Raw genomic sequence first — 24,221 nt, 5'->3', positions numbered from 1 at the left:
CTGACACTCCACCCTAGATTTCATTATCACCAGTTGATTGAAGTAGAACCGCGTTTGCAGCTAAAATTGTATTTCCACCTACAATTAAAACTCCTTTTTTACATAGCACTTTAGAACCAGCGCAAAGAATTGCACCTTTCTTAATGTTAATTTTCTCCATTAGGGAGTCAGTCCTTTTCATATGCACATTTGCTCTACCAATGGTGACACCGGATCTTAAGGGTCTACTTTAATAATTGTAATTTGTCAATTAAAAAAGAGTAACTTTTTGTTTAGCCTTTATAGAGTCAGTTAGCCTATTACCATGACTCGACAGAAGTGGCTCTCCTTTTGATTCACCAATGCACAATAAAATCATAATATAAAGCCCTGGTGAGTCAACTATAGGTTGAGATAACAACGCAGTTAAAAAAAATGGTGATATTGCAACTAGATAGTATTTTTTATCTTGAACATAGGATATTGGATAAAAGAAGAATAATAAAATTAAAAATAAACCAATTATTCCAATCATGTGGAGACTTGCAATTATATTAATTCCTGAATGTTCAGAAATAGGCGAGTTTCCCAATCCTACTCCCATTAGATTATTTCTAAATATTTCTAAGCTTGTTAGCATTGAACTAGTTCTATCTGTTATCGATGTGCTATGTGTCACTAATTTATCAGCAATCCCTATAAATGGTGCATACATTAAGCAAACATAAATTGTTGGAATTACAACAATAGATCTTATTTTTTTCCCTTCGAATAACATCTTTAATACGATAGTTGCAATAAATATCCCTATTCCAGCTGTAGAGAAAGTAAAAACTATCCCGGAAATTAATAATATCTTATTCAACCTTCTATTGAGTCGATATTTATCTAAAGAAACATAAGCCCAGATCATAAACGCCTGTGAAATACCTGATTCTCTGAAGAATCCTAAAAATCTTTGAAACACATGACCTTCAACTGTCATCACCCCATAAATCGGAGTGAATGGAAAGTAAATATTTTTAACATTTTCATTAATATATATATGAAATATTTGTAAACTCTGTAATGGTATAAATACCGCTAAAATCAAAGTAATTGCATATGAACAGGTTACTAAAATCATTAACCGAATGAATAATCTACAAAAGCTAACTCTTAACTTTTCATCGCTTAACATAAATGCAAATGATAACAAAATAAATATACAAGTAATAAAGCCTTTAGCTACATCCAAAATTAATGGAGAACTCAAAAATGCGCTTTGCGTTAGTAAGTACATCCAGTATACGCATAATAAGATAACTATTACTTTAAAATAATTACTAATTTCTAACTTACGAACAACTGATTTTTCGATTAGGTGCAAAAATAGTGCTAATCCACATGTAATAATCCCTAAAGTACTATAATTTTCACCAAAAAGGCCTGGGCGAACAGATATTATTGTTATAAAAAGTAATATTACTTTTAACCAAATCATCACTAAAATTACCTCAATCCGTAAAATAACGTTTGATATAAAAAATTCACACTGTTAAAGAGTTAAACTAAAATAAATAGTTTTATATTTTTCAGTAAACTTCATCACATGGAATTCATCAGTATGATTTACTCCTAAATCAAATCCCTCATTAATTACTTTTTTAATTGTTTTTGAAAGACTTTTTACATTTTCTGATTCAAAAGTAACTCCAAGAGACAATTTAGACGTTATATAACCAAGATTGCCTTCTTCGGGGCTAATTATTGGGATATTATTTACGATAGCTTCTGTCATAGGACCACTATTACCAGAAAATACCTTCCTATAAGGGAGAACGATAGCGTCACTTATCTTTATATTCTTCATAAAATCTTCGTCACTTAGATACTCTAACTTAACACGTGAATCTATACCGTTTTCGCTGCATTTTTCCAAAATATATCCTTTTTTAAATATCTCTTCTTTTCCAACAATATTTAATAAAATTCTTTTTCTTTCATTCGGCTCTAGTAATGCAACACTGTCAAGTAGAATATCAAGCCCCTTGTCAAATCTTGTTCCACCAATTGCTGTTAAAACTATTTGTTGTTGATCTATTCCAAACTCATTTCTTATTGTCTCTTTTGAAGAACATTTAGAGTAATCATAGAAACTAGGATAGTTAATAAACTCAACATTATTAATACCTGAATTATTCAATTCCTGTTTACTATACTCAGAATGGACAACTATCTTATCTAATTTTTTTGCGAATATCTTCAACATGAATAATTTCACTTTTTTCTGTGGAATATGATGCAAGGTACCAATCAACCTAATCTTATCACTTTTAAAAAATGCAGAAGAAAATAAAGATGTATATAAATTATCCAAATATAAGAAATGAACAATTTTCAACCCTCTATACTCATCAATTTGTGCTTTACGAATAGCATTGTTAATATATTTCAAACGTTCAGTATGATATATCAGTCTTCCTTTTGTTTGCTCAAACGTAATTTGTTCAGAAATATTATCTGTGCACTCGATTTTCACGAGAGCATCTAAATATGATTTGTGGTGCCCAGATAAAGAGTTATCTGACAAATACACTTTAACCATTGCTCCATCTCCCTTATTGTTACAAAACAAAATGAAAACAACACCTCTTGGGGTATTCATAAATAATAGAGTTAAGTAAATCTATTATTATTAGGTTCCATTGTTAATGAAATACACATCTATTTATTTTGTATTCATAACTTTTGCTCGAAGAACTTTTATTATTAGAATGCAGGATGTTTCTCTCAATATGATAAGTATCAATAAATACGAAATAAATCCAAGTATTATACTTGTAATAAGACCCAATTGTAAGGAATGCACAAAAACAAACATAAAAATGCCAGAAATCAATATTTTAGTTGTATTCATTAGTGGGAATAGAAGGGTTATATTATACCGTTTCTTAACCAAAAGCAAACAAACAAATACAATAAACATTTCACTTATTATCGCTGCTATGACTGCAGATAACATTTGAAAAGTAGACAATAAGGCTACCAAGAATACTATTCTTATACCTGTTGCGATGAGTAGCACAAACGAATACTTCTTCTCTTGTTTTGTTGGTAGAACTATCTGTTGCACTACAATATTACTCATACTTCCAGTGAAGATAAGTAGTAAGCAAATACGAAAGACATTTACATACCCTCCAAATTCTTCACCGAAAAACAGAGTAATAAATTCACCCGAAATTAGCTCTAGACCAAAAAACAAACCAACTGATAAAACGATAATGACATTTGTACTTATAGCTAATAGCCTTTCACTATCATTATCACTATGCCGGTTCAAATAAGACATTCTTGGTAATAAAATAGCACCAATTGCAGTAATTGGTGCCAGAATTACATTTATTAATTTTAGAAACTGACTGTAAACGCCTAATTCATATGTAAGTTTGTAATATTCAAGAATTAACCGATCCACATTCATATATATTTGAATAATAAATCCCATAACAAAGAATGGAATAAGGTGTCTCAGTTGATTAAAAGCCTCATGAATACTAAAATATTCTCTTTTAGGTCTACCAATATCCTGTATTACTTTAGTGAAAAAATATAGGTTTGGTATCAGATTCACTACACCATTTATAATAATATAAATCCAGAGATCATTTGAATCTTTGACCAATAAAAAGGTAAGCCCAACTCCTACAAATTTAATTGCAAGATTACGAGTAACAATCTCTTTAAATCTCTCATTCCCTGCAAAATACCAAATAAAATCAAAAAACGTTGATGATACAAAAAAAACTGTCTGAAGTAATAACACATTTTTATTATGAGAATTTAAAGAAAATATAACGAATAATATTAATGCAAATACTGACATTATCGTTCTCGTTACAATTAGATTATAGGTTCTAATCGTTAATTTTTCTTTATCTTCTCGTAACTCTGCAATGAGGCGAGTACCATAATTACTAATCCCCAAATTACCGATCATCATAAAAATACTGGCTACTGAAACAGTATACGATTCCAGCCCTAAGTTACTTGCTCCCAAAACTCTAGATATATATGGTATAACAATAAAGGGTAAAAATAGTGTCAATATCTGATACCCTAAACTATATAAATAATTTTTTACAATAGAATTCATCCTAACCTCAAGTTAAAACCTAAGTAATCCTTAAATTTTTCTTTAATCAATACTTTTAACCAATTCCCCTTACGATACGATAATAATATTTGGGGATAACTTGAATTTCTATAACTTTTTATCATATATTCTCTACCTGCGGCAGTATATAAAAATGGTCTAATACCGTATTGCGTTATGTCTCTATGGAAAGAAACATTATTCATTTTTGCCAATAAACTTAATAATGACTGGTCATGACGATGATCAATAAATTTTGGATCTTGCTTCATCTCTTTTGAATCATCAAGTAATTGATATTTACAGCATAAGTTATAATATTCATTCATTAACTTGATTGAGTTCTCATCCTTTTTCAACATGATGTAAGTAGCGATAACTTGAGGCGTTTCTCTATATTTTTCATCCATACATTTCAATTCGTGAAAACACTCCATTTTTGTCCACTGTTTTTCTAATAATGGCAATTCAGTCAAGAATATACTTTGATTATTTTGCTCCATTGCATTAATAATATGATCAATACTATTTATAAAAATTGATCCTGAATCACAATAAAAGACATAATCTCCTTCATTAGCATCTTCTAATGTTTTTAGGATTATATAGGGTTTCCATAGCCAGTATCCTGCACCACGATTACTCACTTCAAGAAATTCTTTATGTCTGACCGTGAAATCTTCTCCTAAACTGCTAGGATTATATTCAATTACTTTATCAAATCCCCCTTTCTTATATCCTGATTTTGAATTCAGCTTTTGTTGTTTTGCAAATTTATCATCAGCAAAATTGATTAGTATTTTCATTTTGCACACCACTTTTTATTCTATGTTTCTCCATATCTCGATCCACCATCATTTTAACTAACTCTTCAAAACTCACTTCCAGCTCCCAGCCCAACTTCTCCTTAGCCTTAGAGCAATCTCCGAGCAACAGATCTACTTCCGCTGGACGAACAAATTTCTCATCAATTACAACATAATCTTTCCAGTTCAAACCTACATGACCAAACGCAATTTCCACGAGCTCTTGAACCGTATGTGTCTCACCTGTAGAAATCACATAGTCATCCGGAGTATCTTGTTGTAGCATCAACCACATAGCTTTCACATAATCCCCTGCAAAGCCCCAATCACGTTTGGCATCCAAATTCCCTAAACGCAATTCTGTCGTTAATCCTAATTTGATTCTTGCAACTGCATCCGTTACTTTACGTGTAACAAACTCAAGTCCACGACGCGGTGATTCATGGTTAAAGAGAATTCCAGAACAAGCGAACATGTTAAATGATTCGCGATAATTAACCGTAATCCAGTGACCATATGCCTTCGCTACTCCATAAGGGCTACGCGGATAGAATGGTGTTGTTTCTTTCTGCGGTGTCTCAACAACTTTACCGAACATCTCTGAGCTGGATGCTTGATAGAATCGAGCGTCGGGTTTCACAATTCTTACCACCTCAAGCATATTAGTTACACCCAAGGCTGTAATCTCACCTGTAGCAATTGGTTGCGGCCATGAAGTCGCAACGAAGGATTGTGCAGCTAAATTATAGACTTCATCTGGTAATGCCTCTTTTACAGCTCTTAATAATGAAGAAAGATCAGTCATATCACCATCTAACCACTCGATCTGATCTTTAATATGTTCCACATTTTCATAGTTAGGTGTAGAGGTCCGACGACGAATCCCAAACACTTTATACCCTTTTTCAAGTAATAATTCTGCTAAATATGATCCATCCTGACCTGTTACACCCGTTATTAATGCACGTTTCATCTCTGTCCTCCAACTTGTATGTAATCTTGTTTATACTCGAACAAGTACTTTCTCATTACTCAAGAACCATTGATACGCCTTCGTCAGTCCCACATCTAGAGAGGTCTCCGCTCTCCATCCTAATCCATGAAGCTTCGTAACATCGACAAGCTTACGCGGCGTACCATCCGGTTTCGATGTATCGAACTGAATCTGACCCGTATAACCAACCACATCTTTAATTTTGTAAGCTAACTCTCCAATCGTAATGTCATCCCCTACACCAACATTAACGATTTCATTGCCTTCATAGGAATGCATTAAGAATAAGCAAGCATCCGCTAAGTCATCCGCATATAGAAATTCACGTCTTGGAGTTCCTGTACCCCATACTTCAACATAAGGAGTACTAGATATTTTCGCTTCATGAAACTTTCGAATTAATGCGGGAAGAACATGCGATGTATGTAGATCAAAATTATCATTCTCACCATATAAGTTCGTCGGCATTACAGAGATATATTTCGTTCCATATTGTCGATTATAAGACTGGCACATCGTTATACCCGCAATCTTTGCGACAGCATACGCTTCATTCGTAGGCTCGAGCGCTCCAGTCAGAAGATACTCTTCTTTTAACGGCTGCTCCGCAAATTTAGGGTAAATACAAGTAGAACCCAGGAATAAGAGCTTCTTAATTCCATGACGATAGGCCGCATCAATAACATGAGTCTGAATCATTAAATTATCCCGAATGAAATCAGCAGGATAGACGTTATTCGCCACAATTCCGCCTACTTTGGCAGCTGCCAAAAACACATAATCGATTTGATTACGTTCAAAAAACTGATCTACTTGTTCCTTATTCCGTAGATCCAGCTCCGAACTAGTTCGAACTACAAGATTCTTATATCCTTGCTTCTGAAGAGCACGAAGGATGGCTGAGCCAACAAGCCCTTTATGTCCAGCCACATAAATCACAGCATTCTTATCCATACGTTGTCTAATAAGCTCCCTTCGAATTCACCATCACATCAACCGTCTTTACAATCAATTTTAAATCCATAGCTATACTGCGCTCGCGAATATACTTCAAATCCAACTCTACCATTTCCTCAAATCCAACTTCGTTCCGCCCACTGACCTGCCATATTCCAGTGCAGCCAGGGGTAACGAGCAGTCGTTGACGATCGTATGGTCGATACTCGTCCACTTCGTTGGGAAGCGGCGGGCGAGGACCAACAAGACTCATCTCCCCGAGAAGCACATTAATGAATTGCGGCAGCTCATCAATGCTTGTCTTGCGAATAAATCGTCCAATTCTTGTAACGCGAGGGTCGTTCTTTATCTTGAACATTGCGCCTGACACTTCATTCAATGCTTTCAGTTCGTCCAACATTTGATCTGCATTATTTATCATCGAACGGAACTTATACATATGGAATTGGCTTCCATTCTTCCCTACGCGCACTTGCCTATAAAAAACAGGACCGTTCGATCCATCTAGTTTAATCGCTATACCAACAACAACAAAGATTGGAGATAGTAGGATCAAACCGATCAGTGCACCTAGAAAATCCATACATCTCTTCGTCACTGCATACATGTAACGTTTGTCCATCTTGATAATGGCTCGTGGTCGCTGAAACGATGTTGACTCTCTTTCCAATCGCATCTCCGTCATACTCATATTGATCTTAACCATCCTTACTATATATATTCATTCTTTGAATTATATATTTACAGCATGATTTAACGGATACTCCGTGAGTATTCTCTCCATTTCCTTCAGAAGTGGAGCCCTTAATTCTTCATTCTGTATCGCAAATTCCAATGTCGTTAGGATAAACCCTAGCTTCTCTCCCACATCATAACGTTTTCCCTCAAAATTATATGCATAGACGTCATGCTGCTGATTCAATACTTGAATCGCATCCGTAAGTTGTATTTCTCCACCGGCCCCAATATCATGATGATCCAGTATCTCAAATATTTCTGGTGTTAATATGTATCTCCCTAATATCGCTAGATTAGAAGGGGCTGTCCCTTTAGCTGGTTTCTCTACGAGTTTTTGAATTTCATAACGTCTGCCAAACTGATTCCCCGGTGAGACAATACCGTAGCGGTAAGTTTCTTCATATGGTACTTCTTGAACCCCAACAATAGAGGAATGTACTTGATCGTATTGTTCCATTAGTTGACCGATGCAAGGCTGAGGCGACTGCACAATATCATCACCCAACAGCACCGCAAATGGCTCATTACCGATAAATTTTCGAGCACACCATATGGCATGTCCCAGACCTTTCGGTTCACCTTGGCGTATGTAATGAATATCTACCAAATTCGAAGCCTTCATGACTTCTTCCAGCAGCTTCAACTTGTTGTTCTCAAGAAGTTTCTGTTCTAGTTCGAAATGGCTGTCAAAGTGATCCTCTATAGCCCTCTTCCCTTTACCCGTAACAATAATAATTTCTTCAATACCTGCTTCAACCGCTTCCTCGACAATATATTGAATCGTCGGCTTATCTACGATCGGAAGCATTTCCTTCGGCATCGCTTTGGTTGCAGGTAAAAATCTTGTCCCCAACCCTGCAGCTGGAATAATCGCCTTTCTAACCCTACCCAACATCAACACTTCCTCTCAAAATATAAAAACTCTTGTTATTGCTATTCAAGCAAAAACAAGAGTTAAATCCAGATATATGTATTCACTCAGTCGATCTTCCATCGTTTCATCGCATGATTGTAAGCGCAACCATTGTGTCACACGATCAAACCATCAAAGATTCCATACTCTTCATCGATTGTAGGCATTTAACCCATCCTCACACCGCACCCCTGGCGATTCACGCCTAAGGACCTATGAAATATATTCCCACAGCACGGCCGAGTGCCTCCATTGATAACGGAAAGGAAGACATCTCCAAATATGTAACAAATCTATTAAGTAATCTGAACTATGAATCCAGTTCTTTCGACACAATATACATGGTAATTACAACATATTCCACCATGATACATATTTTTCTTATGTAATACAACCTATTCGTCATTACTTTAACTAATCTTTAAGTTGCACAATCCAGAACTGAAATTAATAACTTATTATGTATTTTTATGGCAAATAAGCTATAAATCTATCTCATTTTGTGGTATCTTTATCCATACTATTTAATATCAGACAAAGGAGTATATTATTTATGCGCAAAAAAGTAATTATTGTGATTGTTTCAGTCCTTGTTGTTCTAGGAGGAGTAGGTTTTTTTGCCTACAAACATTTGTTCGACAGAAATATAACGACCGCGGATATTCATACCCCGGAAGATTTTTTTGAATTCCCTAATCTTGTAATAGACCCGGGGTTAAATAACAATCCGTCCGATACAAATCCCCCTGCAACCGACAAGACAACGACGGAAAAGGAGACAAACGATGTGAGTAAAAGTGCCACAAAAACAAAAGAGACAAAGGATAATAAACAAGTTAACGATCTTATTAAGGATGCTTCTTCAGACAAAGAAGCTGATATAGCGAAAAAATATGCATCTACATTTGTGCAGTTGGAGAATATGGCCGTTTCCAAACTCGATTTATTAATGAATAACGCCAAACAAGATTTAACTAGCAAAGAAAAAACAAAAGTTGATATTGCTTCTATATATATGAGTGCAGCTAAAAAACTAGAGAAAAGCGTCAACGGGGTATTCTATGAGATATTGGATAAAATGAAGAAAGAGCTTTCCGATGCAGGATTATCTTCCAAGATGGCGGATCAAGCTGAAAAATCATATAAAAATACAATTAGCAAGAAAAAGGATGAAATGATGGACAAAGCGCTCAAATCCTAGTAACACTAGTAATCGAACAAGTCATGTCAGCTATTGTTACATCGTGATACATTGGCATTTCCCCCATTTTCATGGTATCTTCGCTATAGACCTAATGTCGTTGAAAGGATGATCACCATGACGAATCGTTTACAACAACTTTATCCACAGATGAAGGCACGGGGAATCGATACTTTATTAATCACGGAACCGAAGCATGTGTACTACTTCACAGGCTTTGCCTGCGACCCGCATGAGCGCTTTCTTGGTTTAGTCGTATCCGAAAACCAAGAGCCTGTACTGATCGTACCTGCACTTGATGAGGAAGCCGCATCGCAGCATTCTTCCGTGAAACGCATTGCTACGCATACAGACACGGACAACCCATATACAATCTTAAAACAGCAATTACCTGCTCATATTACATCCCTTGGGGTGGAGAAAGAGCATTTGACGGTCGTTCGCTTTGAGGCGTTGCATGACGTGATTCAAGCCGCATCCTATATTGATGCAGGTGACATACTGCGCAATATGCGCATGATCAAATCAGTCGACGAGATTACACGTATGAAAGAAGCGGTAAGACTCGTCGAAGCGGCCTTACATAACGTGGTAACGCAAGTGAAGATTGGCGTCACTGAAATTGAACTGGTGGCAGAACTTGAATACCAAATGAAGAAACTCGGCGCACAAGGTCCTTCCTTCGACACGATGGTACTTGCCGGGGAGAAATCTGCACTCCCGCACGGAGATCCTGGAACGCGTAAGGTACAAGCGAATGAGCTCTTATTATTCGACCTAGGCGTCTATGCAGACGGTTATGCTTCAGATATTACACGGACCTTCGCAGTCGGTCAGATCTCGGATGAGCTCCAAGATATCTACGATACAACGCTGCGTGCGAATCTCGCCGCCATTGCGGCTGTACGCCCCGGCGTGACCTACGCGAGCATTGACCGGGCTGCACGTCAAGTCATTGAAGACAAAGGCTATGGCGCCTATTTTATGCACCGTCTAGGCCATGGCCTCGGCATGGATTGCCACGAATATCCTGGCGTACATGCGAACAATGAAGAATTGCTCCAAGAAGGCGTTGTGTTCACGATCGAGCCGGGTATTTACTTACCTAATCGCGGCGGTGTCCGGATCGAAGATGACATTGTCGTCACAGCCGATGGTATCGAGGTACTAACGACGTATCCGAAAGAACTCACGGTTATCGGGGGATAACATCATCCCCCCTGAACCCCAAGTCACGGCAAAAAGCCCCCGTTCTTCACAGTCTCCTTCCAGACTGTAAGAACGGGGGCTTTCTATATCTCTACTACCTTTTTATATCTCGTGATCAAAAGCCGGTTGATAATTATACCCACCACATGTCGCCGAGTGGCTCCTTGATCAGAACTTGGTTCAAGTTCTCAACCGCTTTGGTGAAGCCTTCTTCTACCGACATCAAGCCGTCTTCATGCTCGATACTTACAACATAGTCGTAACCTACGAGACGAAGCGCACTGATGATATCAGCCCATACTTTCATATCATGGCCGTAGCCTACCGTACGGAACTGCCATGCACGATCCAGCATCAGAGCATAGGATTGCATATCGGTTACACCATGCTTGTTCACGTTGATCGGATCAATCGTTGTATCCTTCGCATGGAAATGGTGGATCGCATTTGCACGACCAAGGATATGAACCGCTTGAACCGGATCGATTCCTTGCCACCACATGTGACTTGGATCCAAGTTCGCGCCGATGACTTCACCAGCTGCTTCACGCAAGCGAAGTAAATTCGCAGGCGTATGTACGGAGAATCCGCCGTGCAGCTCAAGCGCAATTTTGATTCCGCGATCGGAAGCAAATTTACCTGTCTCGGTCCAATAAGGAATGACTTTATTGCTCCATTGCCAATCCAAAATTTCTTGGTAATCGTTCGGCCATGGGGCTACAGGCCAGTTCGGATATTTCGCGCCTTCATGGTCACCCGGGCAACCGGAGAAACCAACAACGACAGGCACTTCCAAGCGCTCAGCCAATTCCACCGTACGATGGAAATCGTCGTGGAACGGTTTCGCAATATCTTTTTGCGGATGCAATGGGTTACCGTGGCAGCTCAATGCGCTGATCGTCAATCCGCGGGAATCGAATGCTTTTTTGAATTCTTTTAATTTGCCGTTATCAGCCAGCAACTCTTCCGGTTTGCAATGTGCATTCCCAGGATAGCCGCCTGTACCGATTTCCACAGCTTCCAAACCTTTGGCTTGGATATAGTCTAATGTTTCATCGAGAGATTTTTGACCGAACAATACGGCAAATACACCCAGTTTCATCGATAAAACCTCCTCATAGATTAGTTATTGAAGTATACGGCTTTGCCTGTTTTGGAAGATTCATAGATCGCTTCAAGAATTTCAGATACAACACAAGCTTGCTCTGGTGTCACCACTGGATCTGTATCGTTCTCAATCGCTTCGATCCACATGCGCATTTCAACGTCTGGAGCGTCTTCCGATGCGCCATCAAAGAATGCTACACCGCTTGCGTTCAATTGAATTTTGGTATCGAACAATTTGCTGTTCTTCTCGCCGTTAATACGAAGTCCATCCTTCATATCTGCTCCGCCTTCTGTACCGCATAATGTACATGCTGCTTCGCCTGTCTCGATGACATTCAGCGCCCAGCTGGATTCAAGCATAATTGTTGCACCGTTCTCCATCGTAATCATACCGAATGCGGAATCTTCAACCGTGAACTCTTTTGGATCCCATGAACCCCAAGCGTTTGCAGCATTTTCTTTGGATGCTAACTTGTGGAATGCTGTACCTAGAACTGCTTTTGGCTTGTAGTTATCCATCATCCAGAGCGTTAAGTCAAGCGCATGTGTACCGATATCGATCAACGGGCCTCCGCCTTGTTTCTCTTCGTCCAAGAATACGCCCCAAGTTGGTACTGCACGGCGACGAATCGCATGTGCTTTCGCGAAATACACTTCACCCAATTCACCCGCGTCAACAGCTTCCTTCAAGTAACGGCTGTCTGTACGGAAACGGTTATTGTAACCAACTGTTAATTTCTTGCCTGAACGTTTGGCTGCTTCCACCATGCGGCGAGCATCTGCTGCCGTCTTCGCCATAGGTTTTTCACACAATACGTGTTTGTCAGCTTCCAATGCAGCGATTGAAATGTTCGCATGGGAATCATTTGGTGTACATACATGTACGATATCGATCGTAGGATCTGCCAATACTTCTTCAAAGTTCGTGTACACTTTCGCGTCAGCATCACCATATTTTTCTTTGGCTTCGATCGCGCGCTCTTCGATAATGTCGCAAAAAGCGGCCATCTTAACATTCTTCAATTTCGCTAAGCTCGGCATATGTTTGCCGTTCGCAATTCCTCCGCAACCTACGATTGCAATTTGATACACTTTAGACATGGACAAGTCCTCCTAATAAATTGGTTTTAGTATGATGATATTGGTAATAATATCTTATTTTACGTTATTGCGCACCCAAGCCATACTTTGCGTAATGCTCTCGATCGGATCGATTTGGCATACGTCTTGCTCTACGATGAACCATTCAACGCCTGTCAATTTCGCAGTCTTCACAACTTCATCCAGATCCATATCGCCTTCGCCGAGAATGACGGTTTGCGGGCTGCCATCTTCGTTCTGACGAACGTCTTTCAAATGAATAAGCGGCGCGCGGCCAGCGTATTTCATCATATATTCGGATGGATCATATCCGCCGAAATGTACCCAACATACGTCAAGTTCCGCGAACAACGGAGCCGGTGCAGTCAATTCGAAGATCGTGTCGAACATCGTCTTGCCGCCAAATTGGTTCGTAAATTCAAAATCATGGTTATGATAGCCAAGTTCAATACCGTGTTGTGCTAATCTTGCGCTAGCTTCTTTGAGCACTTTCGTCACTTCCATCAGCTTCACAACGGATTCGCGATACTCATCACCTAACCATGGGCAAGCAATATATTTCGTGCCGAGCACTTTATGATATTCGATCTCTTCATCCAAATGATCTCTTAGACGCTCAATACCCACATGCGCTCCGATCGATACCAAGTTCAATTCATCTAATAATGATTTCATTTCTTCTGCAGTAAGGCCGCCGTAACCAGCAAACTCTACGCCTTGGTAGCCAAGTGCTGCCACTTTTCTCAACGTGCCAACGAAATCACGGCTTGTCTCCTCACGTAACGTATATAACTGCAATCCAATTTTAATCATTTGTAATCAGCTCCTATGAAAAGGTTTTCTTACGCTTTTATTCTAGCCAATAGAACGGTATAATGTGAATGAATGATATGACCTATTCCTGAACTATTTTGCTGCACTTCCAAAAGGAGTGATTGAAAATGATCGAGATAAGCCACTCGAAAGATACATTAAATGTCCTATCCGTAGACTTCGCCAAGCACAATAAACCCTATGACATTCGCCAACGAACCCGTTTGCCTCACTATTTGATTCGCCTTCAGACGGAGGGATGCGCCCATGTGTGGAATGAAGATCATTATGATCGCATTGAAGCAGGCGACCTTCTATTGTATAAGATTGATGATGTATACGAATTGAAAATAGGATTCAATAATCCGTATTCAAACGAATTATTGCCAAAAATCAGCAGCATGGACTACTTTCTAATGATACAAGGCACATGGGTTGAGGATTGGTGGGCAGCGAAGGATCGAAATCCAGTAACTCCGATCCGCCTAGACGAGCGTCTCATTATGATCTGGCGTCAAATTATTCAAGAAAAACGACGGATTCATGATTCAATGGAAGAGGTTCTTCAGTATTTGACCAAAGCCTTCTTCCTGATGCTCGACCGCCTCATTGATGAATCGAATAGCTCGCAAGCCAAATCCAGATATGTACCCATCTGCAATCATATGAAATATTATATCGAGCAGCATGCCACCGAGCTCTTTACGCTCCAACAAGTTGCCGACCATGCAAGCTTAAGTATCTCGCGCGCCGGTCATCTATTCAAAGAGGTGTTCGGACAGACCATTATGGATTACGCGATTGAAGTTCGAATTTCCATGGCCTGCGAACGGATCGAATATAGTAAAATGACGCTTGAGCAAATTGCAGAGTTATGCGGATTCCAGAGCTATACGTACTTTCACCGTACCTTCAAGACACGGACAGGTCTAAGCCCTAGTGAGTACCGTGATCGAACCACGCATAAATAAAGCGGGGGAGACATCCCCCGCTCAGTATGTCGATAACGTCCAGAGGACTTTTCGCACTTTATTTTTTTGGTGATCTCGTTTCGTAAATGAAAAATCAATTTAAAACGATCTATAACAATGATGAAGATGAATGAAGTTTGCTATGTTGTTTAAAATCCAGTACAGGTGGGGAAAAAGTGTTTGTGGTGGTGCTATATTGGATAAATCCACTAACTTCGCCGTTTTCAGTACGATTTCGCACTCTATACTGGATAAATCCATTAGAATGTGCTGAAAATGCCTCTAAAATGCTGATTTCCCCCCTCTATATTGGAAACGTCCAGTATAGGTTCGCCTTTTAGTGCTGGTAGTGAAGCTATGCTGTATAAATCCAGGATAGGTCCGCGAAAAAGGACTGGTGGTGTAGCTTTGTTGGAAAATCCATTTTAGGTACGCGAATTAGTGTTGGTGGCCAAGCTATATTAGATTATCCAATAACTTTAAAATCCCCCACTGATTTTGATTTCCCTAGCGAATATGCTATCGTGATAAAGATAATACCAGTTTAAAAAGTCAACTTTTCAGCATCGAGAAGATCGTATGAAGCCGAAGAAGGAGGAGCGGAGTGTAGGGAATGCCTACATGAGCACCGGACTTCGAGGGTGAATACAAGCTTCGATGTCGAGCTTACCCGCAGATATACTTCGTGATCAAAAGTTGGCTTTTTAAACGACCTCTACTAGTAAAAGGAGTCTTACATCTAATGGCAAACATCGATACCCCCTCCTTAATTCTGCTGCTGTTCGCAGCCCTCGGTCTCATCAGCAGCAATTCAACCGTGACGATCGCCATGGTCGTCCTGCTCTTGCTGCGCGTCACGAATCTGCATCAGACCTTCCCTTGGATCGAAAAATACGGTCTGACCCTCGGGATCATCATCCTGACGATCGGCGTCATGGCCCCGATTGCGAGCGGCAAAATCAATATGGATACGATGCTGCATTCCTTTCTCAATTGGAAATCCTTACTTGCCATCGCTATCGGCATTCTCGTCTCCTATTTAGGCGGACGCGGCGTCGTTCTCATGGGCAATCAACCGACCCTCGTCGCAGGCTTGCTTATTGGAACGGTCATCGGTGTCGCGATCTTCGGCGGAGTGCCTGTCGGACCCTTGATAGCAGCTGGGATTCTCTCCATGCTGATCGGCAAAATGTAACACGTACTTGTCACAGGCTCATACATATGCTTGTCCTCCTAATCCTAGACTAGCTTAAGTTCAAAATATTACCTTGAGCATCCACATCTATTTCTTCCGCGAGCGGATGCTTAGGTAACCCCGGCATGATCATCACATTACCTGTGAAAACAACCACAAACCCAGCCCCGGCCGACACACGGATATCATTAACGGTTAACGTGAACCCCGCTGGCCGACCTAGCAGTTTCGGTTGGTCCGAGAAGGAATAAGGCGTCTTCGCCATACAAATCGGCAGGTCAGACAACCCGCTTGCTTCCAATGCCCGAATGGCGGCTTTGGCACGCGCAGAATAATTCACCTTCGCTCCGCCGTATACTTCCCGTACAATCGTCTCGATTTTATCTGAAATACCGTCATGCAGTTCATACAGGAACCGAAGCTGCGTTTCAGAATCCTCAACAAGCCGAACCACTTCTTCGGCCAATGCTCTTCCGCCTTCTCCCCCTTGAGCCCAAACCTGTGACACAACTGCCTTAATCCCGATCTCGCGACACTGTTCCTGAATCATCTGAATCTCTTCCTCGGTATCCGTAGCGAACCGATTGATCGCCACTACGACAGGAATGCCAAATCCATGCATGTTCTCCACATGCTTTTTCACATTCGCGAATCCTGCGAGCAGTGCCGTTGCGTTGGTTACCGTCAGCTGCCCCTTATCCACGCCACCGTTATATTTCATTGATTTAGCCGTGACAACCAGCACAGCAGCATTAGGCTTTAATCCCGACGTCCTACATTTGATATGCACGAATTTCTCCGCGCCCAAATCTGCGCCGAATCCGGCTTCCGTAACCACATAATCGGCGAGCTTTAACCCGAGCTTCGTCGCCATCAGACTGCTGCATCCATGCGCAATATTCGCAAAAGGTCCGCCATGTACGAGTACGGGCGTATTCTCGCAGGTCTGTACTAAATTGGGCTGCAGGGCATCTTTGAGCAGCGCCGTCATCGCACCATCGGCACGCAAGTCTTTGGCCGTGATCGGGTTGCCATCATAAGAATATGCCACAATCATACGACCTAATCGTTCTCTTAAATCTGCTATATTCTCACTCAGGCAGAAAATCGCCATAATCTCCGAAGCTACCGTAATCAGATGGCCATCTTCACGGACCACACCCGAATTCTGGAGACCGATAACGGTATGACGCATGGCTCGGTCATTCATATCAACAGCGCGTTTCCATACCACCTTTTCCGGGTTGATTCCCAGTTCATTTCCATGAAATATATGATTATCGACCATCGCTGCTAGCAAGTTATGCGCAGACGAAATCGCGTGTAAATCACCGGTAAAATGCATGTTGATCTCATCCGCTGGCACGATTTGTGCTCCTCCGCTGCCCGTTGCGCCGCCCTTCAACCCCATACAAGGACCAAGGGATGGCTCGCGCAACGCGGCAATCGTCTTCTTGCCGATCTGATTCATGGCTTGGGATAAGCCGATAGACGTTAATGTCTTTCCTTCTCCCGCTGGCGTCGGATTCATCGCCGTTACGAGAATCAATTTGCCTGCAGGCCGATCCTGAACGCGTTCCATCGCCGAGAATGAAATCTTCGCCTTGTATTTTCCGTATAACTCCAGGTCATCTTCATCTAGTCCAATTTGGCGTGCAATTTCAATAATAGGCTTCATAGGTCTCTCCCTTGATTGTTTTAAATCTATTATACGTAATTTTATGAAAAGGAGGACATTAGACAGATCACAGCGCGTACCTCGCACAACGGAATAAAGCCACCTCAGCATCAAGCTAAGATGGCTTTTCGTCCTACGATTCTTACTTAGGAATGTTGTTCAAGCTTGCCGGACGATGCGACTGCTTCTCTGGATTTGGCGTCACAGCCTCTTCTTTTAATCGTGATTTGTTCTGCTGATTATGGATCTTTTCCGATTTGTTGATAGGCAAGGAAATCACCTCCTCAACATAGGATGTCAATTTCCCCGGAAATTAAACCTTTTGGCAGGAATCCGAATCCGTACAGAAGTCCCCATCCCACGGCGGCTATGGATCGTGACCCCATACATTCCGCCAAAATGAAGCTTGATGCGCTCGTCCACATTTCGAATCCCGAAGCCAGCATTGACATGCTCCTCTGGATGGAAAATATGATGAATGCGCTCTTGCGTCATGCCTACCCCATCATCAATCACCTGGAACAGGATATCTTCCCCTTCCTTGCGGGCAACGATACGAATATGGATCTGATCGCCAAAGCGTGCATGCTCCAATACATTTTCGATGAAAGGCTGCAAAACAAGCTTCACGGTCTCATATCCCCACACATGAGGATCAATATCATACATGACATCCATCGTATCCCCGTGTTTAATCCGTTGAATCTCGAGATAAGCCTTCGCTTGTTCGATTTCCGTAGATACCGGAATCATCGTTCGTCCCTCATTCAATGTTAATCGATAAAACTTGGCTAGTCCCAGCACCATCTGCTGCAGCTTATCAATCTCACCGAACTTCGCTAAGCGGTTAATCGAGGACAACGTATTATACAGGAAATGCGGATTAATCTGTGATTGGAGCGTCTCGAGTTCCGCTTCTTTTTTCTGAATGTGGGTTAAGTACACCTCTTTGATCAGCGACTCAATGTTATCTCCCATTTCATTAATCGCCGTAGAGATCTGAGAGAACTCATCTTTACCCTGATAGGACATCCGCTTATGAAAATCGCCTTCACGAAAAGCATTCAATACCGAGACCACCTTGTTCACGCGCACCGAAAAATAACGCGACACGAACATGCCAGCGAACGTGAACACAACCAAACAAAATAAACAGACTAAAATGGTAAAGGTACGCACCCGCATCGAATCCTGCTCGATAATCGTCGTCGGAACGAAAGCCGTTATCTGCCAAGGCTCCCCTTCAATGGTTTCTTGAATCGTCAAGTAATTATCAGCGATATGCTGCGCATCCATCTCCATCGGAGACACAGCTCCGGATTGGTAGATGACTCGATCCTTATCGTCTTTCACGACCAGCAAGCTGCCTGCGCCAAACTTATGATAATCAACGCTCTGGAATAAATCTTGAAGCTGTATAGTAATCCGCATAAAACCAATCTCCCGCAATTGGATCGGGTCCGTGGTATCAACCAAGCGACGAAGGAGCGAGATTCGCCCATAATGGGCATCTTGTTCCACCTGCTTCCACTCCATCGTGGATCCATAGTGCTCACGGGGGAAGTCTTTGTACCATGGCTTATGTTCAATCCGTTTCAAGTGATACATATTCATGTTCTGGCCGACGAGGTCCGCATTTTCCATATCGAAGGTTCCCCGATAGATCTCTGGTAAGGATTCATTCTGGAAAAATACGGACAACAGCATCTTCATCCCGGTAGAATTTAATGCATTTTCAAGCTTAGGAAGCACGTATTTGGTCGTCTTCTCATAGCTTTCCCATCCTTCTTCGAAGCTACGCAGCTGAATCGCAAGCGAATAATCAAAATACAACATGTTCGACAATCGCGTAATATCACTCGTTTTATACTCGATATTATCTCGAATCTGCTGTAAGGTGCCCTTAATATTAACGGTCGTTTGTTTGCGAATTGAATCGACGTAAATCGAATGCGAGACCCATCCAATGATGATCACAGGAATAATAATGAGGATCACATAGCTAAACAATAATTTGTAGCCTACAGGTAAATACCCCTTCTTTTTGAATGCTGGTGTCGACATGTCTAGCTGTTCCCTCCACTACTGTTTGCTTTTGCGACACTCTACGGGGGTCATACCGAACGTTTCCTTGAATTGCTTACTGAAATAAGGTAAATATCGATACCCGACCTTATCCGCGACCTCGTAAATTTTCATCGTGGGTCATCCAGCATCGCCCGCGCCGCATCCATCCGGAGCTGAACCAGCACTTCGCTGAACGTCTTGCCCACGTCCTCTTTGAACAACCGTCCCAAATAGTTGGGCGAGAAGGAGAACTGGTAAGCAATATCCTTTAACGTCAAATTCTCATGCATCCGTTCCTTCATCACCTTGATGATTTCGCGAATGAGCTTGGAATTTTTGGAATTGGCCTTGCTGTGCAGCAGTTCGTTCTTGGCCATCGGAATCATATGCAAATAGTCCTGCTCGGCCTCACGGCGTTGTTTCTCGTCATACAATTCCACCGTTACCTTACGGAGAGACTCCACCAGTTCTTCATCATCCATCGGCTTCAGCACATAGCTGCATGCGTTCAACGATAAAGCTTGCTTGACGTAATTGAAATCTTGGTAACCGCTTACAAAGATAATACGTATATCTTTATTGACTTCCATTGCCCGTTTTGCGAGCTCCAATCCAGTCATATTCGGCATATGTACATCCGTAACGAGGATATCGATCTGTTCTTGTTCCATCACATCACATGCCGAAAAACCGTTATTCATGGCATCTACGACTTCAATTCCTAGCTCAGACCACGGAATGAACTGTTTCATTCCTTCCAAATCTAGCATTTCATCATCCGCTAGCAATGCTTTTAACATGATATCAACCTCCCCAGTGGAAACTTCCGCTCTCGTTGATTTCTGGTAAGAGGGTACATTTTAAGTATACCTTGCCTCCCTGTTCCTGTCTGTAAACCGCTCATATCCTAATTCTTACAGCTCTACCTTATGAAAAAAGAGAAGAGGCCTAAACGAATGGTTTAGTACCCCCTTCTCTATCCTGCTCAAGTTACGAAAATAACTAGTTCCCTGCCATTTGTTTCTTGTTTTCTTGCCATTAATCGGTTTTGAATTTCAGAAGCTTATCATAGCCTGCAGTTTGCGCATCTTGCTCTGCTTTATCCAAGATCGAGATAACTTCCTCGTCCGTTTTTGCGAACAACGCTTTGGCTCTGGATTCGGTTGTCGAATAACAACGAAAAAAAGCGAAGTTATCATCTCAAAATATCACAAAAAGCATCTTACACCTTGAGAAATGACATCTATATATGACGCTTCCGCTTCCCCATAAGCATGGGATTTCATTGACAGTTGAGAATTGTTCTCATATTATTAAAAGAGCTTAAACGACCTCATATATAGGAAGGGTTCCTGAAAATGCTGAGTTTATTAAATACACCGCTTAAGAAAACCATCGTACTCATCGTCGGTATTCTACTCCTAGCACTTAGCATGCTAGCAAGCGTATTGTTCGGTCTGAATCAATTTTCGCTTGCCATGCTCACGGATGCCTATCAACATTTTCAAGGCACTAATGAACAGCTCATTATTCGTGATACACGGGTGCCGCGTGCTCTCATCGGAGCCATTGTGGGTGGAAGTCTAGCGATTTCTGGCGCACTTATGCAAGCTTTGACGAAGAACCCGTTGGCCTCTCCATCGCTATTTGGTATTAATGCAGGGGCAGTCTTATTTATTGCGATAGCCATCTCGTTATTCGGCGCACAAGTCTCATTCGTACAATTAATCTGGATTGCCTTTCTCGGCGCTGCCGTCACCTCTGCGATTGTCTATATCATGGGTTCCGCAGGCGGAGATGGGATGAATCCATTAAAAATAACGATCTCGGGTGCCGCTGTAGCCGCTTTTGCCTCATCGGTGACTTCAGGGATTATGCTCGTCGACGGCAAATCGTTAGAACAGTTACTGTATTGGTTAGTTGGATCCGTACAAGGACGAAGCATAGATCATTTCCTCATGATTCTTCCTTATGCTGCGATTGGATGGATCGTTTCGATGTTCATCGGGGGTTCTGTCAATATCCTAGCCATGGGGGATGAAGTTGCAACCGGGTTAGGGCAGCGTATTGGATGGATCAAAGCGGTTATCGCCATCCTTATCGTCATTCTAGCAGGCAGCGCTGTTGCGATTGCCGGTCCGATCTCTTTTGTCTGCATTATTATTCCGCATACAGTCCGATATGTTGTGGGGAACAACTATAAGTGGATCCTACCGTACTGTGCTGTTTATGGCGGTATTCTATTAATTCTAGCGGATATTGTATCTCGTTTTGTCCTTATGCCCAAAGAAGTACCTGTCGGTGTCGCAACGGCGCTAATCGGTGTTCCATTCTTTATCTTCATTGCGAGAAGGAGAAAATATGAATAACTATCAGAGCAAACGCACCTTCGTTACGATTGTCGTACTTTCTCTCGTCCTCTTATGTTCAACATTATTGAGTTTGTCTCTTGGGAGTATGAAAATTCCGCCGATGCAAGTCATGCGTGCCGTGTTACATATAAACCCAGATCCCGCCTATGAGGTTGTCGTTCAGAACCTGCGTCTGCCGCGTATCGTTATCGCGATCCTTGTTGGGGCTTCGCTCGCGATCGCCGGTGCGATCCTGCAAGGGGTGGTTCGCAATCCACTCGCTTCACCCGATTTGATCGGTGTTACAGGCGGCGCTTCCGTCGCAGCCGTTGGCTTCATCACCTTAACTGCGGGTCAGTTCAGTATTCAATGGCTGCCCTTCGTCGCCATGTTCGGGGCATTTATTGCTGCGGGTTTGAACTATGTGCTCGCTTGGAAAAACGGGGTAACGCCGCTTCGTCTCATCCTGATTGGTATCGCGATTGCGAGTGCGATGAGCGCGTTAACTTCCTTTCTGCTGCTTACAGGTCCGATCTATCTCGCTTCCCAAGCCCTTGGTTGGATAACGGGGAGTATCTATGGTACCTCGTGGACTCATGTGCTTGCCTTTCTTCCTTGGGTAGTCATCTTCATTCCACTCGCTCTGTTCTATGCGAAGAACATTAATGTGCAGCAGCTTGGAGATGCTACGGCCATCGGTTTGGGCAGCCGCATTCAGAAGGACCGCTTGATTCTCATTGCGATCAGTGTCATCCTCTCAGGGGCTGCTGTTGGCGTAGCCGGAGGCATTGGCTTTATTGGATTAATGGCGCCGCATCTTGCCCGTAGACTGGTAGGTCCGATATACGGCAGACTCTTACCCGTATCTGCATTATTCGGAGCTCTGTTGCTCGTTCTCGCTGATTTTGCGGCTAGAACGATTTTCGACCCCTTGGATATTCCAGCGGGGATCTTCACCGCGGCGATCGGCGGACCCTTCTTCTTGTATATCCTGTATCGGAAGAAGAAAGTGTAGCTAATGATGGAATGATTATGACACGATTAAAAAGAGGAGCCTGCTACGCTATTTTCGCGCGGTAGACTCCTCTTCGTTATTTCGTTAAATCCAATCTTGGTTCAGTATAACCGCTGATACACTTCAGCTACGTGCTGCCAATCTTGCGGCGTATCCACATCCAAGGCCTGGAGTTCATCATGGACTTCCACGCATACCCCCTGATAGGTAGGATCCGTAAGCAGCCTGCGCGCCCCTGCATCCCCTTCCAAATCCGCTAGAGCCTCGAACATCGAACGTCCAAAAATAGCAGGAGGCGCCATATTGCTGCCATATGAACATGCAACATAGTCTACCTGCGAACTTTTCCCGGCGTAGACGACCGCAAGTCCCCTCAATAATCCAACAGATACATATGGCTGATCCGCGAGCGTAATCATCACTGCATCCGGCGAAGATAACAAGGCATCCTTCAATCCTGTACGAATGGAGAACGACATTCCCACTTCTGCTTCCGGACATGGAGCAATACGAACATCAGCGTGCTCAAGCGCAGATCCCAGCCAACTTAATGAGTCTTCTTCACGAACAACGGCCGTAATCGACGAACATGCCCCACTCTGAAGCAGGGAGGATAATCCCATCCCTCCAAGGCATTTACCAGGTGCAAGCTCCAGAGAGAGCTTCGGCTGCCCCATCCTTCGACTCTGACCTGCCGCTAAATAAATCCCCGCGATACGCAAGCACATCCCCCTCCTTTGCTTTGTTCCCACGTCTTCTTACCGCAATCATCTCCGCTGCCATGGCAACCAGTCTCCAAAAATGTTGGACGTATCGTACCGAGATGATCATGCTTAAACAGCAGCATCATAGGCATCCATACCGCTAACCTCCTTATCCGATTCGTGATAGCAATTGGCGCTAGGATTGATCCGCCATGGTCAATACATATGATCGATTATTGAGAAAAAGAGTATAAAAAAAGGCTGAACAGTCAATTACTCCTGCT

The 24,221-nt window shown here is 42.0% G+C and carries 25 protein-coding genes and 1 pseudogene; 6 read left to right on the top strand and 20 right to left on the bottom strand.

Annotation, left to right across the window (positions count from 1 at the left end; translation table 11 throughout):
- Positions 1 to 13: 13 nt before the first annotated feature.
- The 9 genes from BVG16_RS32735 to galU form a co-directional block, all read right to left on the bottom strand.
- Positions 14 to 160 carry a hypothetical protein gene (locus BVG16_RS32735; protein WP_158081638.1) on the bottom strand — a complete coding sequence of 49 codons (147 nt, stop codon included), beginning with the start codon at positions 158 to 160 and terminating at the stop codon, positions 14 to 16.
- Positions 161 to 250: 90 nt separating this feature from the next.
- A complete protein-coding gene (locus tag BVG16_RS07035; protein WP_144027311.1) occupies positions 251 to 1,465 on the bottom strand; it encodes a hypothetical protein in 1,215 nt (404 codons plus the stop codon).
- Between the two features lie 51 nt (positions 1,466 to 1,516).
- A complete protein-coding gene (locus tag BVG16_RS07030; RefSeq protein WP_158081637.1) occupies positions 1,517 to 2,566 on the bottom strand; it encodes a glycosyltransferase in 1,050 nt (349 codons plus the stop codon).
- A 123-nt stretch (positions 2,567 to 2,689) separates the two neighbouring features.
- Entirely contained in the window at positions 2,690 to 4,117 is a 1,428-nt protein-coding gene (locus BVG16_RS07025; protein ID WP_078497819.1) for a flippase, read from the bottom strand.
- Positions 4,114 to 4,923: a hypothetical protein gene (locus BVG16_RS07020; RefSeq protein ID WP_078497818.1), complete on the bottom strand. Its 810-nt coding sequence runs from the start codon at positions 4,921 to 4,923 to the stop codon at positions 4,114 to 4,116. Before BVG16_RS07020 ends, BVG16_RS07025 begins: the two co-directional genes overlap by 4 nt.
- The gene (gene gmd, locus BVG16_RS07015; protein ID WP_078497817.1) at positions 4,898 to 5,896 is read right to left on the bottom strand and encodes a GDP-mannose 4,6-dehydratase; all 999 of its coding nucleotides are present in this window, start codon (positions 5,894 to 5,896) and stop codon (positions 4,898 to 4,900) included. The genes BVG16_RS07020 and gmd overlap by 26 nt, the downstream gene beginning before the upstream one ends.
- Positions 5,897 to 5,926: 30 nt before the next feature.
- A complete protein-coding gene (fcl, locus tag BVG16_RS07010; RefSeq protein WP_078497816.1) occupies positions 5,927 to 6,871 on the bottom strand; it encodes a GDP-L-fucose synthase in 945 nt (314 codons plus the stop codon).
- Between the two features lie 7 nt (positions 6,872 to 6,878).
- Entirely contained in the window at positions 6,879 to 7,565 is a 687-nt protein-coding gene (locus tag BVG16_RS07005; protein ID WP_078497815.1) for a sugar transferase, read from the bottom strand.
- 42 nt (positions 7,566 to 7,607) lie between these two features.
- A complete protein-coding gene (gene galU / locus BVG16_RS07000; protein ID WP_408635303.1) occupies positions 7,608 to 8,507 on the bottom strand; it encodes a UTP--glucose-1-phosphate uridylyltransferase GalU in 900 nt (299 codons plus the stop codon).
- Positions 8,508 to 9,078: 571 nt separating this feature from the next.
- Between galU and BVG16_RS06995 the strand changes: the two genes are divergently transcribed.
- Positions 9,079 to 9,726 (top strand): hypothetical protein, encoded by a 648-nt coding sequence (locus BVG16_RS06995; protein ID WP_078497814.1) that lies wholly within the window; start codon positions 9,079 to 9,081, stop codon positions 9,724 to 9,726.
- A gap of 117 nt (positions 9,727 to 9,843) precedes the next feature.
- A complete protein-coding gene (locus tag BVG16_RS06990; protein ID WP_078497813.1) occupies positions 9,844 to 10,935 on the top strand; it encodes a M24 family metallopeptidase in 1,092 nt (363 codons plus the stop codon).
- A gap of 133 nt (positions 10,936 to 11,068) precedes the next feature.
- Here the strand turns inward: BVG16_RS06990 and BVG16_RS06985 are convergent, their stop codons facing one another.
- The 3 genes from BVG16_RS06985 to BVG16_RS06975 are packed head-to-tail and all read right to left on the bottom strand — an operon-like array spanning position 11,069 to position 13,956.
- Positions 11,069 to 12,037, bottom strand: a complete 969-nt coding sequence (locus tag BVG16_RS06985; protein ID WP_078497812.1) for a sugar phosphate isomerase/epimerase family protein — start codon at positions 12,035 to 12,037, stop codon at positions 11,069 to 11,071.
- Between the two features lie 20 nt (positions 12,038 to 12,057).
- Positions 12,058 to 13,143 carry a Gfo/Idh/MocA family protein gene (locus tag BVG16_RS06980; protein WP_078497811.1) on the bottom strand — a complete coding sequence of 362 codons (1,086 nt, stop codon included), beginning with the start codon at positions 13,141 to 13,143 and terminating at the stop codon, positions 12,058 to 12,060.
- A gap of 54 nt (positions 13,144 to 13,197) precedes the next feature.
- Positions 13,198 to 13,956 (bottom strand): sugar phosphate isomerase/epimerase family protein, encoded by a 759-nt coding sequence (locus tag BVG16_RS06975; protein ID WP_078497810.1) that lies wholly within the window; start codon positions 13,954 to 13,956, stop codon positions 13,198 to 13,200.
- Positions 13,957 to 14,084: 128 nt separating this feature from the next.
- On the opposite strand from BVG16_RS06975, the gene BVG16_RS06970 reads away from it, so the two are divergent.
- Both BVG16_RS06970 and BVG16_RS06965 read left to right on the top strand, forming a co-directional pair.
- Positions 14,085 to 14,927 carry a helix-turn-helix domain-containing protein gene (locus BVG16_RS06970; RefSeq protein ID WP_078497809.1) on the top strand — a complete coding sequence of 281 codons (843 nt, stop codon included), beginning with the start codon at positions 14,085 to 14,087 and terminating at the stop codon, positions 14,925 to 14,927.
- 742 nt (positions 14,928 to 15,669) lie between these two features.
- The gene (locus BVG16_RS06965) at positions 15,670 to 16,122 is read left to right on the top strand and encodes a DUF441 domain-containing protein (protein WP_078497808.1); all 453 of its coding nucleotides are present in this window, start codon (positions 15,670 to 15,672) and stop codon (positions 16,120 to 16,122) included.
- 49 nt (positions 16,123 to 16,171) lie between these two features.
- Here BVG16_RS06965 and BVG16_RS06960 read toward each other — a convergent pair whose 3' ends face one another.
- The 6 genes and pseudogenes from BVG16_RS06960 to BVG16_RS06950 form a co-directional block, all read right to left on the bottom strand.
- The gene (locus BVG16_RS06960; RefSeq protein ID WP_078497807.1) at positions 16,172 to 17,911 is read right to left on the bottom strand and encodes a formate--tetrahydrofolate ligase; all 1,740 of its coding nucleotides are present in this window, start codon (positions 17,909 to 17,911) and stop codon (positions 16,172 to 16,174) included.
- Positions 17,912 to 17,942: 31 nt separating this feature from the next.
- Entirely contained in the window at positions 17,943 to 18,071 is a 129-nt protein-coding gene (locus BVG16_RS33670; protein ID WP_269845581.1) for a hypothetical protein, read from the bottom strand.
- 26 nt (positions 18,072 to 18,097) lie between these two features.
- On the bottom strand, positions 18,098 to 19,864 hold the full coding sequence (locus BVG16_RS06955) for a sensor histidine kinase (RefSeq protein ID WP_078497806.1): 1,767 nt from the start codon (positions 19,862 to 19,864) through the stop codon (positions 18,098 to 18,100).
- Positions 19,865 to 19,882: 18 nt separating this feature from the next.
- Positions 19,883 to 19,999: a helix-turn-helix domain-containing protein gene (locus tag BVG16_RS33970; protein WP_408635302.1), complete on the bottom strand. Its 117-nt coding sequence runs from the start codon at positions 19,997 to 19,999 to the stop codon at positions 19,883 to 19,885.
- A complete protein-coding gene (locus BVG16_RS34175) occupies positions 19,996 to 20,157 on the bottom strand; it encodes an AraC family transcriptional regulator (protein ID WP_456299476.1) in 162 nt (53 codons plus the stop codon). Before BVG16_RS34175 ends, BVG16_RS33970 begins: the two co-directional genes overlap by 4 nt.
- Positions 20,158 to 20,223: 66 nt before the next feature.
- Positions 20,224 to 20,667, bottom strand: a pseudogene (locus BVG16_RS06950) (response regulator); the annotation flags it as partial.
- 558 nt (positions 20,668 to 21,225) lie between these two features.
- Between BVG16_RS06950 and BVG16_RS06945 the strand changes: the two are divergent.
- Both BVG16_RS06945 and BVG16_RS06940 read left to right on the top strand, forming a co-directional pair.
- On the top strand, positions 21,226 to 22,236 hold the full coding sequence (locus BVG16_RS06945; protein WP_078497805.1) for a FecCD family ABC transporter permease: 1,011 nt from the start codon (positions 21,226 to 21,228) through the stop codon (positions 22,234 to 22,236).
- Complete coding sequence (locus BVG16_RS06940; RefSeq protein ID WP_078497804.1) at positions 22,229 to 23,233, top strand: FecCD family ABC transporter permease; 1,005 nt, start codon at positions 22,229 to 22,231, stop codon at positions 23,231 to 23,233. The genes BVG16_RS06945 and BVG16_RS06940 overlap by 8 nt, the downstream gene beginning before the upstream one ends.
- A gap of 101 nt (positions 23,234 to 23,334) precedes the next feature.
- Here BVG16_RS06940 and BVG16_RS06935 read toward each other — a convergent pair whose 3' ends face one another.
- Both BVG16_RS06935 and BVG16_RS32730 read right to left on the bottom strand, forming a co-directional pair.
- Positions 23,335 to 23,955, bottom strand: a complete 621-nt coding sequence (locus tag BVG16_RS06935; protein WP_158081636.1) for a nucleotidyltransferase family protein — start codon at positions 23,953 to 23,955, stop codon at positions 23,335 to 23,337.
- Positions 23,931 to 24,089: a hypothetical protein gene (locus tag BVG16_RS32730; protein ID WP_158081635.1), complete on the bottom strand. Its 159-nt coding sequence runs from the start codon at positions 24,087 to 24,089 to the stop codon at positions 23,931 to 23,933. The genes BVG16_RS06935 and BVG16_RS32730 overlap by 25 nt, the downstream gene beginning before the upstream one ends.
- Between the last annotated feature and the right edge of the window lie 132 nt (positions 24,090 to 24,221).

The organism is Paenibacillus selenitireducens, assembly GCF_002021565.1.
Classification (GTDB): domain Bacteria; phylum Bacillota; class Bacilli; order Paenibacillales; family Paenibacillaceae; genus Paenibacillus_K; species Paenibacillus_K selenitireducens.
This window is presented reverse-complemented; position numbering and strand designations above follow the sequence as displayed.